This is a genomic window from Streptomyces sp. NPDC044921 (assembly GCF_056432865.1).
On the sequence record NZ_JBWKIF010000013.1, the window covers coordinates 143,768 to 158,265 of the forward strand.

At 74.8% G+C, this 14,498-nt stretch carries 9 protein-coding genes; 2 read left to right on the forward strand and 7 right to left on the reverse strand.

From position 1 onward, the window contains the following. Positions 1-104 precede the first annotated feature (104 nt). Entirely contained in the window at positions 105-386 is a 282-nt protein-coding gene (locus tag AC07DA_RS21655; RefSeq protein ID WP_479129810.1) for a chorismate mutase, read from the forward strand. 529 nt (positions 387-915) lie between these two features. Here AC07DA_RS21655 and AC07DA_RS21660 read toward each other — a convergent pair. Beyond that, complete coding sequence (locus AC07DA_RS21660; protein ID WP_479129811.1) at positions 916-1,194, reverse strand: hypothetical protein; 279 nt, start codon at positions 1,192-1,194, stop codon at positions 916-918. A 149-nt stretch (positions 1,195-1,343) separates the two neighbouring features. On the opposite strand from AC07DA_RS21660, the gene AC07DA_RS21665 reads away from it, so the two are divergent. Beyond that, complete coding sequence (locus AC07DA_RS21665; RefSeq protein ID WP_479129812.1) at positions 1,344-2,333, forward strand: LAETG motif-containing sortase-dependent surface protein; 990 nt, start codon at positions 1,344-1,346, stop codon at positions 2,331-2,333. Between the two features lie 106 nt (positions 2,334-2,439). Here AC07DA_RS21665 and AC07DA_RS21670 read toward each other — a convergent pair whose 3' ends face one another. From AC07DA_RS21670 to AC07DA_RS21695, 6 genes are all read right to left on the reverse strand, one after another. Further along, a complete protein-coding gene (locus AC07DA_RS21670; RefSeq protein ID WP_479129813.1) occupies positions 2,440-4,230 on the reverse strand; it encodes a GMC family oxidoreductase N-terminal domain-containing protein in 1,791 nt (596 codons plus the stop codon). A gap of 80 nt (positions 4,231-4,310) precedes the next feature. Then, complete coding sequence (locus tag AC07DA_RS21675) at positions 4,311-5,948, reverse strand: succinic semialdehyde dehydrogenase (protein ID WP_479129814.1); 1,638 nt, start codon at positions 5,946-5,948, stop codon at positions 4,311-4,313. A 135-nt stretch (positions 5,949-6,083) separates the two neighbouring features. Then, positions 6,084-8,132 carry a serine/threonine-protein kinase gene (locus AC07DA_RS21680; RefSeq protein WP_479129815.1) on the reverse strand — a complete coding sequence of 683 codons (2,049 nt, stop codon included), beginning with the start codon at positions 8,130-8,132 and terminating at the stop codon, positions 6,084-6,086. A 162-nt stretch (positions 8,133-8,294) separates the two neighbouring features. Next, a complete protein-coding gene (locus AC07DA_RS21685; protein WP_479129816.1) occupies positions 8,295-9,536 on the reverse strand; it encodes a serine/threonine-protein kinase in 1,242 nt (413 codons plus the stop codon). 92 nt (positions 9,537-9,628) lie between these two features. Then, positions 9,629-11,692, reverse strand: a complete 2,064-nt coding sequence (locus tag AC07DA_RS21690; RefSeq protein WP_479129892.1) for a serine/threonine-protein kinase — start codon at positions 11,690-11,692, stop codon at positions 9,629-9,631. A gap of 176 nt (positions 11,693-11,868) precedes the next feature. Continuing rightward, positions 11,869-14,433: a protein kinase gene (locus AC07DA_RS21695; RefSeq protein WP_479129817.1), complete on the reverse strand. Its 2,565-nt coding sequence runs from the start codon at positions 14,431-14,433 to the stop codon at positions 11,869-11,871. Between the last annotated feature and the right edge of the window lie 65 nt (positions 14,434-14,498).

Here is a 14,498-nt window from a genome sequence, read left to right on the forward strand (position 1 = left end):
TGACAAGCGACTTCCCAGGCGCCCCGGGCCGACAAGGCCCGGGGCGTCTGCCGTCGCCGGGGCCTTGCCGGACCGGGGCACCCCTTGACGACGAGGAGCCCTTCATGAACGCCACGGACGTGACCGGTGCCCGCACCGCCGAGGCCGCCGACGTGATCACCGGCGCCCGCGAGCGGATCGACGCGCTCGACGACCGGATCATCGGGCTGATCCAGGAACGGGCGGCCGTCTCCGCCGTCATCCAGCAGGCGCGGATCGCCTCCGGCGGCCGGCGCGTGAACCTCTCGCGCGAGATGGAGGTCCTCGGCCACTACCGGGAGGCCCTGGGCAAGCCGGGTACGACGCTCGCGCTGACCCTGCTGGAGCTGTGCCGGGGCAGGATCTGACCGGCCCGGGGAATCGGCGTTCGCGGGACAGACGTGCGCATCCTCCTCACCCGTACGGCGCGTGACCGCCCCCGGGCCGTCTCGTTGGTCCCGGTGTCCGTGCCAGCCAGGCGCGGGCCCGAGAGAACCACGCGTGGCTCGCTGGGGCGATGAGACGCACGGATCGTGCCGTGCGTCGTGGGACCTCGCTCCAGGGAAGTGACCGGACGGCAGGGGACAGCAGCCCGGTCACCCAAGAGAACGGTCGGCTCCGGGGACGCCCGGGGCCGACCGGCGGACCGTGCAAGAATGCACAATGCTGGGCCGAACGGTTGCGGGCGCCGCGTTCATCCAGCACGATTCGTACACAGCCCCAAGTCCCCTCGCGGGCACCCGCATTGCCCCATTGCCAGAGGTACACACCAGCGGCGCGACCCCCCGGCGCCGCTTCCAGGCACCGGCGCTGCCCTGACGTCGGTGCTGACGAGAAGGAGGGCCCCGCGGCTCCACCCCGCGGGGCCCTTCGCTCTGTGCCGGCCGTCCCGCCCGGTCAGGTGCGGGTCACCGTCCCGCATTCGCCGCCCCCGTCGACGCCGCGGCCGCGGTCGCAGGGGTCGATCGTCGGGCCGGTGGCACCGTCCCGGTCGTCGCCCGACGGGAAACGCGGGTGCGGACAGCCGTCGTGGACGTCGCAGGCGGAGTTGCCGATCTCCTCGTCGTACTCCTCGACGCTGAGCCGGCCGGGGGTGACCCGGTAGCGGGTGGGGCCGGGGAGCTCGACGTCGCCGTCCGCTCGCCCGGGGAGGATTGGGGGTGTGACGCAGCCCACATAAGAATCCTGTGAAGGTCGGCACAACCATTCACAGGTTTCACGGATCAAACCCGGCGAACCATGGGCCACACCCGCGCCCCACACGCGGAGGCCTCCCCCAACGTTCGTACCGCAGCCCGCGGTACGCCGGACTTTCCGAGGTCTTCATGAAGCTTCGCCGCGCCATGGCAGCAGCGGCCGCCACGGCGGTCATAGCCCCGGTGGCACTGCTCGCGGCACCGGCCGCGTACGCGACCGACGAAACCACGCCCACGCCGAGCGCGTCGGTGAGCGAGTCCGCTCCCGAGACGTCCGCCTCGCCGTCGGCGACCGAGACCACCCCGGAGACGTCGCCGTCCCCGAGCACGTCCGTGAGCGAGTCGGCTCCGGAGACGTCGGGCTCGCCGAGCGCGTCCGCGACCGAGTCCTCCCCGTCCTCCCCGTCGCCCTCGACGTCGGAGCCCGAGGAGTCGGAGTCCCCCGACCCCGAGCCCTCGATCTGCGAGGACACCAAGGTCGACGTCAGCATCACCGGCCTGCCCGGCAAGATCGCGGCGGGCAGCGGCTGGCACAAGTTCTCGCTGAACGTGCTGAACAACTCCGACTCCACGCTCAACGACCTCGACTTCTTCGCCGGGGCCTCCCCCGACGAGTACGGCGAGGAGCTGTTCTCCAGCAAGCAGGTCCAGCTCCAGGCCTGGGACCCCCAGGACAAGATCTGGGTCGACCTCAACGAGGGCGGCTACGCGGTCGGTTACGTCGGCTACACGGACGAGCTGAAGCCCGAGTACGAGGTCAACATCCCGCTGCGCCTGAACGTCAGCAAGTCCGCCCCGGTCGGCGCCGGCTTCTCGCTCGGCGCGACCATCTACGGCGACAACGACGCCGAGTGCACCGGCTTCGGTGACGTGTCGTACAAGTTCCAGATCGTCGCCGCCGGTACCGACACCGACGGCACCAAGCCGCAGGAAGGCGGCAAGGCGCCCGTCACCGACGAGAAGCCCAGCGGCGACACCCCGGAGGTCACCGGCAGCCTCGCCGAGACCGGCTCCAGCTCCGCCCTGCCGATGATCAGCCTCGTCGGCGGTGCCGCGGTCGTCGCCGGTGCCGGCGCGATCTTCGTGGTCCGTCGCCGCAAGGCCGGCGCGGAGGCGTAAGCCACAGCGGCCCGCGGGCCGTCGCACCAGAAAGAAGAGGGACCTGCGCTCGGAGGGGGGCGCAGGTCCCTCTTCTGTGTGCCGGGACGCGGGGGGGCCGGCCCGGTCACTTCTTGGGCGGTACGGCCGGCATCCCCAGGAAGGGCAGCCGCAGCGCGCCGAACGCGTCCGCCGGGACCGCCGGGGACTTCGGCTCGACCGGCTTGAGCCGCTCGTAGGCGCTGCCCTGCTGCGGGCGCGGGTCGGGCTCGCCCTTGTTGGGCCAGAAGGACATGGCGCGTTCGGCCTGGGCGGTGATGGTCAGGGACGGGTTGACGCCCAGGTTGGCGGAGACCGCGGCGCCGTCCACGACGGAGATGCCGGGGTGGCCGTAGAGGCGGTGGTACGGGTCGATCACGCCGGTCTCGCGGGAGTCGCCGATGGAGCAGCCGCCGAGGAAGTGGGCCGTGAGCGGGGTGCCCATCAGTTCGCCCACGTTGGAGCCGGCGAAGCCGTTGATCTCGGCGGCGAGTGCCGAGGCGCCCTCCGTGGCCGCCTTGATCTGCTTGGGGTTGGGGGCGCCGTGGCCCTGCCGTGCGGTGAGCAGGCCGCGGCCGACACCCGACGGCTTCAGGTACGTCGTCAGGGAGTTGTCCAGCGACTGCATCACCAGGCCGATGATGGTCCGCTCCGACCAGCGGCGGTTGGACAGGGAGCGCAGCACGAGCACCGGGTGGCGGGCCGCGTGGGCGAGGAAGCCCAGCACCCGGGAGGTGCCCGAGTTCCGTCCGGCGTAGGGGACCTGGAGGATGGACAGGCTGCCCATCGAGTTGGAGCCCCGGCCGTAGCGGACCGGCTCGATGTGGGTGTTCTCGTCGGGGTGGATCGAGGACGTGATGGCCACGCCGCGGGTGAAGTCCGCCCTGGGCGCGCCGTGGGCCTTGCGGTACCGCCGGTCGTCGGTCTGGGCGCCGACCAGGGCCTCGGAGTTGGTGCGGGTCAGCTCGCCCAGCCTGTCCGAGATGTACGGCAGCTGGCCTCCGGCCTTCATGCGGTGCAGGAGGGTCTGCGTGCCGTAGGTGCCGGCCGCGAGGACGACCCGGCGGGCCGTGTAGGTGCGGCCCCTGGACCTGCGGCGGTCGTCGGTGGGCAGGGTGGCGACCGCGTAGCCGCCGCGCGAGTCGTCGGTGACCGAGACGACCGTGGTCAGCGGGTGGACGACCGCGCCCGCCTTCTCGGCGAGGTGCAGGTAGTTCTCGTTGAGGGTGTTCTTCGCGCCGTGGCGGCAGCCGGTCATGCACTCGCCGCACTCCGCGCAGGCCTTGCGGGACGGGCCCGCGCCGCCGAAGTACGGGTCGGGCACCTCCTCGCCCGGCTTCGCCTTCACCGAGCCGTCGGCGTCCCTGCCGTCGCCGAAGAAGACCCCGACGGGGGCGAGGTGGAAGGTGTCGCCGCAGCCCATCCGCTCCGCCGCGGCCTTCAGGTGCACGTCGGAGGGGGTCATGGTCGGGTTGGTGCGGACGCCCAGCATGCGCCGGGCCTGGTCGTAGTACGGCGCGAGCTCGTCCTGCCAGTCGGTGATGTCACGCCACTGGGGGTCCTCGAAGAACGGCTTCGGCGGGACGTACAGGGTGTTGGCGTAGTTGAGGGAGCCCCCGCCGACGCCCGCGCCCGCCAGGACCATGACGTTGCCCAGCAGATGGATGCGCTGGATGCCGTACATGCCGAGCTTGGGGGCCCAGAGGTAGTTCTTCAGGTCCCAGGAGTTCCTGGGGAGGGTCTCGCGGGTGAAGCGGCGGCCGGCCTCCAGGACGCCCACGCGGTAGCCCTTCTCGGTGAGGCGCAGGGCGGTTACCGAGCCGCCGAAGCCGGAGCCGACCACGATGACGTCGTAGTCGTATGCGTCCTGATGAGGCACGTGTTCTCCTCGCTGAGTCTCGCGTGCGGGCCGTCAGTGGTCGAAGGCGCGGTTCCCCGCGCCCCCGGGCAGGGGGGCGGTCACCGGAACCGCAGCGCCTTCATCAGGCGCAGGCTCCGGCTCATGAACCGGGCGTACTGCTCGTCGTCCATGCCCAGGGACGGGGCCATGGGGAGGACCCGCTGGTGGGCGACCGTCTGGGCCTCCGTGTACTTGAGGATGCCCTCGGAGCCGTGGCGGCGGCCGAGGCCCGAGTCCTTCATGCCGCCCATGGGGGACTGGACGCTGCCGTAGGCGGGTGCGTAGCCCTCGTTGATGTTGACCGTGCCGGTGCGCAGGCGGGCGGCGACCTCCTGGCCTCGGCGGCCGTTCCCCGTCCACACCGAGGAGTTGAGGCCGTACGGCGTGGCGTTGGCGCGCTCGATCGCCTCGTCCTCACTGGCGAAGCGGTAGACCGAGACGACCGGGCCGAAGGTCTCCTCCGTGCAGACGGACATGTCCGTGCCGACCCCGTCGAGGATCGTGGGCTCGAAGAAGTAGGGGCCGATGTCCGGGCGGGCCACGCCTCCGGCCACGACCCTCGCGCCCTTGGCGACGGCCTCCTCCACGTGCCGCGTGACGGTCTCCAGCTGGCGCTCGCCCACCAGGGAGCCCATGTCGGCGCCGTAGGCGAGGGACGTGCCGAGGCGCATCGCCCTGGTCCGCGCGGCGAAGCGCTCCAGGAAGGCGTCCGCGACGGACTCGTGGACGAAGAGCCGCTCGATGGAGATGCAGAGCTGGCCGGCGGAGGAGAAGCAGGCGCGCACGGCACCGGCCGCGGCCTTGTCGACGTCGGCGTCCTCCAGGACCAGCATGGCGTTCTTGCCGCCGAGTTCGAGGGAGACGCCGACCAGCCGGGCGGCGGCGCCCTGGGCGACCTCGCGGCCGGTGCGGGTGGAGCCGGTGAAGGAGACGTAGTCGGCGTGGCGCACGACCTCGGGGCCGACGACCGGGCCCTCGCCGAGGACGACCTGGAAGGCGTCGGCGGGCAGACCGGCCTCGATGAGCAGGTCCCGGGCCCACAGGGCGGTCAGGCAGGTCTCCGTGTCGGGCTTCATGACGACCGCGTTGCCCGCGGCGAAGGCCGGGAGGGCGTCGCCGACGGAGAGTTCGAGGGGGTAGTTCCAGGGCGCGATCTGGCCCACCACACCGCGCGGATGGCGCAGTTCGACGACCTTCGTCAGGGCCGGCACGGCACCGGCGTGCCGCTTGGGGCGCAGGTAGGCCGGGGCCTTGCGGCCGTAGTGCCGGGCGGCGACCGCGACGGCCTGGACCTCCTCGTGGGCGTGCAGACGCGCCTTGCCGGTCTCCAGCTGGATCAGGTCGAGCACCTCGGCCTGGCGCTCCAGCAACAGGTCGTGGAAGCGCAGCAGGACCGCGGCGCGCTGCCGTACGGGCGTCCGCTCCCACACCGGCTGGGCGGCGCGGGCCAGTTCGAAGGCCTCGGCCACGTCCTCGGGCGTCGCCTCCGGGAGGTCGGCCAGCTTCTCACCGGTGAACGGCGTGTGGTTGGCCGTCCGGCCGGAGCCGACCACGCCCTTGGTCAGCTGGGCGACCAGCTCGGGGGTCACCACGTCGGCGGCGGTGCGGGCGCCCTCCGGGGCGGGGGCGAGGGGGTTGGTACCGGTCTGTGCCGAGCCGGTCTCTGCCGTCTTCTCCACGGCCTGCGCGTCCGTCATGACGCGCAGGGTATGCCGCGACGCAGGCTTTGGGTACCCGTCGGTAATACGGCTTCACCGACTGCACACACGGCGCCAGTGACTGCTGGCAACAAACCGCCTGATCAGGGCGTTGGCCGGTGACGCCGGGGTGCTTCAGCGCTTTACGATCCCGAGACGGTCCCGGGCGCCCCGGAACAGGGCGGCGCCCTCCCGCTCCTCGGGCGAGCCCGCGGGCATGTCGACGCGCAGCTCGTACATGCGGTCGTCGTCGGTGCGGACCAGCACCCGCAGGGCGCGCCTGCGGTACTCGCCCCGGTGGTACGTCGTGTCGGCGAGGGCGGCGGCGTGGCCCTGGACGGTGGTACGGGTGCGGCGCGTCTCCCCGCCGGCCCCGGGCGCCTTCCCGGCCTGCCGCATCGGGGAGGCCGGAGCCCGCTCCCAGAACAGGAGACGGACCTGGATCGTGCCGCCCCGGTCGTCGCCGTAGCGCACCGCGCGGGGGTGGCCGGTGCCGCCGCCGGTCCGGTCCAGGGGACGGAAGCCGCGCGGGAGGTGGAGGACGGCCGCCATGTCCGGCTCGGGGTGCGGAAGCCACGCGTCGGTGGTGTCCGCGGCGTGTTCGGCGGTCTCGGCGGTGCCGGGGTCGGCGGTGCGGGGGTCGGCGAGGTGGGTGGCCGCCCCCACGCCACCGGCGAGCAGCACGCTGAGAAGGGCGAGGGGGCCGGGGCGCAGGAGGATGTGACGCTTGGAGGACGCGGGCGCCGTCTCCCCGGGGAGGGTGGCTTTCTTGGCTCCCTCGGGGGAGGGCGGTGCGGTTCCCTGCCGGGAGGGCGGTGCCGCTTCCTGCTCGGAGGGCGGTGCTGCCGCGTGCCGTGCGGGCGGTGCCGCTTCCTGCGGTACGGGCCGTGTCACTCCCTGCGGCAGGGGTGGGGTCACTTCCTGCCGTACGGGCGGTATCGCCTCCTGCCGCACGGCTGGTATTGCTTCCTGCCCTACGGGCGGTATCACTCCCCGCCGTACGGGCGGTGTCACCTGGCGCTTCAGGGGCCCTACGGCTCCCTGCCGTTGAGGCCGTATCGCCTCCGCTGCCGCGGGCGGTACGGGGCTCTGCCCCGCTGCCGCCCGGGACGTCTGCCCCGCTGCCGTCACGGGCTCCTGCCGTACCGCCGGTGCGGACTCCTGCCATACCGTCGTCGCGGACCCCTGACGTACCGCCGTCACGGGCTCCAGCCGCGCTGCCCGGTCGGCCTCGGGGAACGGCCGCGCACGCCCGGCCCCATCGTGAGCCGTCTCCCCCGCGCTCGGTCCCGCCATCGCCTCCAGTTCCCTCGCGACCTCCTCGGCGCCCGGCCGCGCGTCGGGGTCCGGCGCCAGCAGGCGTCCGAGCAGCGGTCCGAGCGGGCCGGACCGCCGCGGCCGGGGCGGCTCGGCGGCGAGGACGGCGGCGGACGCGTCCTCGGGGGTGGCCCGCGGGAACGGGGACGAGCCCTCCACGGCGGCGTACAGCAGCGCGCCCAGGGACCACAGGTCGGACGCGGGCCCGGCGATGCGGCCCGACAACCGCTCGGGGGCGACGAACGCGGGCGGGCCGACGGGCTCCCCGGGGGCCGGGGGCGCCTCCTCGCCCTGGGCGGCGATGCCGAAGTCGGTCAGGACGACCCGGCCGCCCTCGGCGAGGAGCACGTTGGACGGCTTCAGGTCCCGGTGCACGATGCCCACGGCGTGCGCGGCGCGCAGGGCGCCGAGGAGGGCGAGGCCGACACGGGCGGCTTCGGGCGGGTCGACCGGACCGCGCCGGAGCGTCTCGTGCAGGGACTCGCCGGGCACCAACTCCATGACGATCCACGGGAGTCCGTCGAGCAGCTCGGTCGCGTCGAGCTCGTCGGGGCCCTGCGGGCCCGGGCGCTCGCCCGGCTGCTCGGCCTCCACGACGACGTCGAGGATGGTGACGGCGGCGGGATGGTCGACCCGGGCGGCGGCACGGGCCTCGCGGTGCAGCCGGTGGGCCGCCCGCCGGTGGCCCCCGTCCTCCGGGTCGCCCGGCAACCGGGGCTGCTTGACGGCGACTTCACGCTGGTCGAGCTCGTCGTGGGCCCGCCAGACCGTACCGGAGCCGCCGGAGCCGATACGCTCCACCAGCCGGTACCGCCCGCCCACCAGCCGGCCCTGGGCGGCGTCCGGCCCGCCCCCGTCGTTGCTCATGCCCCATCAGTACCCTGCGGGACGCGGGTATGTCGACGCGGGACGGGCCGAGGCCGGTTCAGGTTCCCTCGATGTCCGGATTGCGGACCGCCGTGCGCGGCGCCTCGAACCCCGCTCGCCGGCGTCCGGGAGCCCGTGACTCCCGGCCGCGGCTCCGTGCCCTCAAGGCGCTTCGGGGCTGTGCGGCCGGCTCGTGGTCGGGGTGGGAACGGGGGGGCTCGGGGACGAGGGCCGGGCCGTGGGCGTACCGGGGGCCGAGGGGGCCGGACTCGTGGGCGGGGTGACGCCGTCACCGTTGTTCTGGTCCCGGAGCAGGGCCGCGGCGGACACCCCGGCGCCCGCCACCGCCGCGACCAGCAGCGCGGCCACGAAGACACGCCGGGCGGGCTGCCGCATGAGGGGTTCCTCCCGCTGGTGCGGGCCCAGCACGCCCACCGGCGGCCCGGACGGTCGCGGATCGGCGGCCCCGCGCGGCTGTCCGCGCCGTGTGTCCCGCTCCGACCGGGGGTGCCCGGGTGGTGTCGCGTACCCGGGCGCCGGACCGTGTCCGAGGGGTGGCGCCGACGGCGTACGGCCCGTCGCGCGGAAGGCGCGCAGCATCCGCTCCGCCCGGTCGGCGTCCAGCCGCCGGTCCGGGTCCCGTTCCAGCAGGCCCTGCACGACGGGCAGGAGCGGCCCGGCCTGCGGGGGCGGCTGGATGTCGCCGACGACGACCGCGTGCAGGATGCCGCCCAGCGAGTCGCGGTGGAACGGCGACTCCCCGCTGAGGGCCGCGCACAGCAGCGCGCCCAGTGACCACAGGTCGGACTCGGGCCCGGTCCTGACACCGGACATGCGCTCGGGCGCGGTGTACTCGGGCGAGCCGACGAAGGAGCCGTTCTCGGTGAGTGTGGGGGCGCCCTGGACCTGGGCGATGCCGAAGTCGGTGAGGACGACCCGGTCGGTGCCCTCCTCCAGCAGCACGTTCTCGGGCTTGAGGTCCCGGTGCAGGACCCCGGCCGCGTGCGCGGCGCGCAACGCGCCGAGCAGGTCGATGCCGATGCGCGCCGCCTCGGCGGGGTCCACCGGACCCCGGCCCGCGAGCCGGTCGGCGAGCGAGCCGCCCTCGATCAACTCCATGACGATGTAAGGGCGTTCGTCGTCCTCGACGACGTCGTGGACGACGATGATGTGCGGGTGGCTCAACTGGGCAACGGCCCGGGCCTCGCGCAGCGTACGGTCCCGCTGGCGGCGTGCCTCCGCCGCCGAGAGTGTCTCGTCGTAGGGGAGTTCCTTGACGGCCACGCCCCGGCCGAGCAGTTGGTCCGTCGCCCGCCAGACCACGCCCATGCCCCCGCGCCCGAGCCTCTCCTCGAGCCGGTAACGGCCCGCGATGACACGCATGTTGTGCCCCTCGGTCCCCATACGGCCATCATGCCCCACCGGACGGAACCGCTCCGGGGCGGTGAAACCGGGGTGGCCGAAACAGACGTCCCCGGGTCAGGGGCCGCACCCGGTCAGGAGGTCTTCTCCTGCCACCCCTGCAACAGCGCGGTGAACTGCTTGCGCGCCTGCGCCCAGTCCGCCGCGGGCGCCGACATGTAGAGCGCGTACTCGGTGCCGTCGCGGGCGACGTACGTCTCCTCGATGGCGCGGCGCGGGCCGGGGAACGGGGTGTCCTTCGCCCGTGCGGTCCAGGTGTACTCCCACAGGGCGCCGTTCCGGTCACGGTAGACGTTGCGCTCCAGCGCGACCCGCCGGTAGTCGGCCAGCCCCTTCAACTGCTCCTCCAGGTCGAGCTGGTGGGCGTACGGGTCGGCGAAGTCGGGGGAGGTGTCGACGGCGATCCTGACGAACTGCCGTCCGCCGTCCGGCGTGTAGTCGATCTGCCGGAGCTCGCCCTGCGGGCCGAAGGGCTTGCGCTTCCAGCCCTTGGGCAGGTAGAGGCTGAAACCCGCGGGGTCGTCGCGGCGGGTCCAGCCGTCCGGCACCGAACTCCCCGGCTCGGCCGAGCCACCCTCGGCACCGGACACGACGCCCGGCTGCCGCCGGCTGTCGTCCCACCGCTGCAGCACCACGGCCGTGCCCCCGCCGATGACGGCCGCGAGCGCGACGACGAGGGCGAGGGTGCGCAACCGGCGCCGCCGCCCCGCCCCGGACGCCCGGCCCGGGCCCGACGGCCGCCCTCCGCCGTGCACCTGCCCCACACCGGACTGCTGTCCACCGCCGTACGTCTGGTCCGCCCCGGACTGCTGACCACCGCCGAACGTCCGCCCCGCCCCGGACCGCTGACCACCGCCGTACGTCTGAACCGCGCCGGGCTGCCGTCTCCCGCCGTACGTCTGTGCCGCGCCGTAGGTCTGCGCCGCGCCATAGGGCTGCGCCCCGTCGTGCGCGTGTCCGGCACCGGGCTCCTGCGGCCCGCCGGGCGGCTGTCCGGTACCGGTCCGCCGGTGCGGGCCGTACGGGTGCGGGCCGTCGGCCGTCGACGCGCCCGCCCGGCCGCGCGGGGTGGGGCCGGTGGTCGACGCGCCGGCGGCAAGGCCACCGGACGTCGCTGTTCCGGTCGCCGGGGCACCGGCCGGCGGCGGCAGCGGCGTCCGGGCGTGCGAGCCCGAGCCGGCCGGGCCGGTACCGTTCGCACCGGTGTCCTCCGGTCGGGTGCCGAGGGCGTCCTGACCGGCCGTGCCCGCACCGCCCTGGTCCTCCCGGTACGGCCGCGTGCCCCCGAACCGCGTCGGCACGTACGCCTGCGCCCCGTTCGGCCGGCGCCCCTCCGCCGCCTCGGCGAGCATCTGCTCCGCCTCGGACGGGGCGGGCCGGGCGGCGGGGTCCTTGCGCAGCAGCGCGGTGATGACCGGCGCGAGCGGACCGGCGTACCGGGCCTCGTCGGCCTCCTCCTCGACCACGGCCTGCATGGTCGTCAGGGGTGTGGTGCGGCGGAACGGCGAGCGCCCTTCGACCGCCGTGTAGAGCGTGGCGCCGAGCGCCCACAGGTCGGAGGACGGGCCCGGGTCGTGGCCGCGCACCCGCTCGGGTGCCAGGTAGTCGACCGAGCCGACGACCTCGCCGGTGCGGGTGATGGTCGTGTCACCCTCGATCTGGGCGATGCCGAAGTCGGTGAGCAGAACCCTTCCGTCACGGCCGAGCAGGACGTTGCCCGGCTTGATGTCGCGGTGCAGGACACCGGCGGTGTGCGCGGCGCGCAGGGCCCGCAGCACCCACAGACCGATGCGCGCGGCCTCGCGCGGCTCGACGCGGCCCTCCTCCTTGACCGCGTCGGCCAGTGAGCGGCCCTCGACCAGCTCCATCACGATCCACGGCCGTCCGTCGTGCTCCAGCACGTCGTGCACGGTGACGACGGCGGAGTGGTTGATCCGCGCGGCGGCCCTGGCCTCGGCCCGGGTGCGGGCCAGCAGGATGGCCTGCTCGCTCTCGGAGACGTAGAGGGCGGCCGTCAACTCCTTGATGGCCACCGCACGGTGCAGCACCTCGTCGTGCGCACGCCACACCCGGCCCATCCCGCCGCTGCCGATGGCGTCGGCCAGCCGGTAGCGGCCCGCGACGAGCCGGCCCTGCATCTGATTCACGTTGCCCCGCAATGGTCTTGACAGGGTCAGCGTAAGGACCCGCCCTTCCCCAGGGAACAAGTGGGGTGCCACGGTGACCGCACTGTGACGGTTGTCGCCCGCCGGGGCGGGAGGAGACCGGAGGTGGGACTACGGCGTACCGGGGCGTACGGAGGGCCGCCCGCCGCTCATCCCGTCACGCGGTAGGTTGCCGCCGCCTGTTCGTACAGCCGTGTCACCTCGTCCCGGTCGGCCTCCGGGCCGCGCACCTGGAGCACGTGGTAACGCCCCTCGACCAGCATCGCGAGGTTGCGCACGTACAGCTCGCCCCCGTCGTCGCCGGTCCAGGTGAACTGCCCCTCCGCCATCTTCCGTCCGCCCACCTCGATCGTCTTCAGCCCGGTGGAGGTGGCCCAGCTGGAGTCGCGGTACGGCTGCAACTCCCGCTCCCGTTCCCGCTGGTAGGCCATCGGGTCACTGCCGTACTCCGACGCCTTGTCCCGGCCCGGTACGACGATGAGCTCGAAGTCGCCCTTGGCGTAGACGACCTGGCCGTCGCCGCCCCGCGGGGTGCGGTCCCAGCCCTGGGCGACGGCGACCTGGAAACCGGCCGGGTCCTTGCGCAGCGTGAAGCCGTCGGCGACGTCGGGACCGGTGGTCTGCGTCTCGGAGGAACCGGCCGACGTGGACGGGCTCTCCTCCGGCGCGGGTGAGGCCCGCTCGGGCCTCGGCTCGCCGTCGGCGTCCGGCTCGGGCATCTGGCCGACCTCGCCGGCGACACCGGTGCGGTCCGTGCCCTGCCCGTCGCCGGTGTCCGACTTGGGCATGAAGAGCATGGCGTAGGCGATCGCCGCGGCCATCGCGAGCAGCACCAGCACGAGCAGGGTGCGGCCCAGGCGGTGCGGCGAGCCGGACTGCCTGGCCCGCTTGTGCCGCCCGTGGTGCGCGGGCAGCCCGGCGCGCCGCCTGCGCACGAGCTCGCCCCGGCGGCGCACGACGGGCAGCCTGCCGGCGTCGGCCGGGGGCGCGGGGACCACGTGCAGCCCGGCCTCCGGCTCCGGTGCCGAGCGCACCAGCGAGCGCAGCCAGCCGCGCAGCTCCTCGAAGTCGAGGCGCTCGGTGGGGTCCTGGCGCAGCAGCGACTCCACGACCGGCCGCAGCGGCCCGCACTCCTCGGCGTACGCGGGCGGTTCCGCGCACACCATCTGCACCAGCTCGGCCGTCGACTCCTCCGGGTAGGGCGCGTGGCCCTGCACGGCGCGGAACAGCAGCGCGCCCAGCGCCCACAGGTCGGTGGCCGGGCCGATGGGCGCGGCCAGCTGCCAGTTCTCGTGGACGGGTCCGGCCTGCTCCGGTGCCCAGCGTTCGGTGACGGGCCCGACGACCGCCATCCGCGCCTGCCGCGCCCGCTCGGCTGCCAGGGCGGTGGCCGGGCCGCGCCGGGGTGCGGGGCTGTGGGCGACCAGGTCGTCCCACCGGGCGGGCTCGGAGGGGTCCGGGGACGGCGGGAGAGCCGTCTGCTCCTGGCCCCGCGGCGCGGGGGCGCCGCCGGTTCCGCCGCGGGGTGCGGCGCCGTGCCAGGCGGTGGTGCGGGGCTTGCCCGCCACGCCGTAGGGGTCGGCTATCCGCCCCGGCGGGGGCGCGTCGGGCGGCGTGCCCTGCCCGGGGACGTACGGGGAGTGCGCCGGGCCGTCGCCGCGGGAACCCGGGCCGCCGCCGGGGGCGGGCCGGGCGCCGGGCAGCGCCCGGGTGTTCTGCTGGGCCTCCTGGACCCGTGCGGCGGCCCGCGCGCCCGCCCGGTAGGCCGCGATGGCCCCGGCGCGCGCGGCCCGCGGGTCGCTGTCGTCCGGGCTCCGCCGCGCCGGCACGGCCGGGCCGCCGCCCGCCGCCTCCAGCCCGGCCGCCGGCAGTCCTCTGGCCTCCCGCGCCTCTATGGCGGCCCGCCGCGCCGCCTCGGGATCGCCCGAGGCACCGATGCCCCCCGGCCCACCAGGGCCGCCGGCACCGCCCCGCCCACCGGGGCCGGCGAAACCCCCGGGGCCGCCGTGGCGGCCAGGGCCACCCGCGCCGTTGAGCAGCCCGGTCCGGGAGCTACCGTCCTCCGGGCCCTGCCCCGGCCCGGACTCCTCGAAGGCCGGAGGCGGCACCGGGTCGTACCCGCACAGCGCTTCCTCCGCCGCTCCCACCGCGAGACCGGTCAGCATCACCCGGCCGTCGTCGCAGACGAGCACCGTCCGGGCGGTGACGTTCCGGTGCACCCAGCCGTGGGCGTGCAGGACGCGCAGTGCCATGAGCACGTCGGAGGCCACCTCGGCCGCCCGGTAGGGCGTCAGCGGCTTCTCGGCCAGCAGCGCCGCCAGCGGACGCGCGGCCACCAGCTCACTGACGATCCACAGCGAACCGCCCTCGGCGAACACGTCGAAGACCTGGTCGAGCCGGGGATGGTCGGGGATGGCGGCCGCCGCCTGCGCGGCCTCGACCGCGCGCCGCACCACCGGATCCGCGGGCCGCCGCCCGCCCGCGCGCCCTCCGGGCCGCCGCGCTCCCCCGTCACGTGCCGTAAAACCGTCGGGCAGCCCTTCCGCGTCCAGGACCTCCGCCTCGACCACCTCGGGCAACGGGATCTGCCGGACCAGCACTTCCTGTCCGCTGTAGGTGTCGAAGGCCCGGGTCTCGGTGAGTTCGTACTCGTCGGACGGCGGCAGCGGCAGGCGGTAGCGGTCGGCGAGAACCCGTCCCGCATAGTCGTCCACGTTGCCTCCCCCGTCGGCCCGGCCGGTCACATCCGTTCGCCCCACGGTCCGTTCCGGCTGCGCAC

Excerpts from the sequence above, each read along its gene's own strand:
- AC07DA_RS21655 (WP_479129810.1), top strand. The coding sequence starts at position 105 with ATGAACGCCACGGACGTGACCGGTGCCCGCACCGCCGAGGCCGCCGAC.
- AC07DA_RS21665 (WP_479129812.1), top strand. The coding sequence starts at position 1,344 with ATGAAGCTTCGCCGCGCCATGGCAGCAGCGGCCGCCACGGCGGTCATA.
- AC07DA_RS21675 (WP_479129814.1), bottom strand. The coding sequence starts at position 5,948 with ATGACGGACGCGCAGGCCGTGGAGAAGACGGCAGAGACCGGCTCGGCA.
- AC07DA_RS21680 (WP_479129815.1), bottom strand. The coding sequence starts at position 8,132 with ATGAGCAACGACGGGGGCGGGCCGGACGCCGCCCAGGGCCGGCTGGTG.
- AC07DA_RS21685 (WP_479129816.1), bottom strand. The coding sequence starts at position 9,536 with ATGGGGACCGAGGGGCACAACATGCGTGTCATCGCGGGCCGTTACCGG.
- AC07DA_RS21690 (WP_479129892.1), bottom strand. The coding sequence starts at position 11,692 with ATGCAGGGCCGGCTCGTCGCGGGCCGCTACCGGCTGGCCGACGCCATC.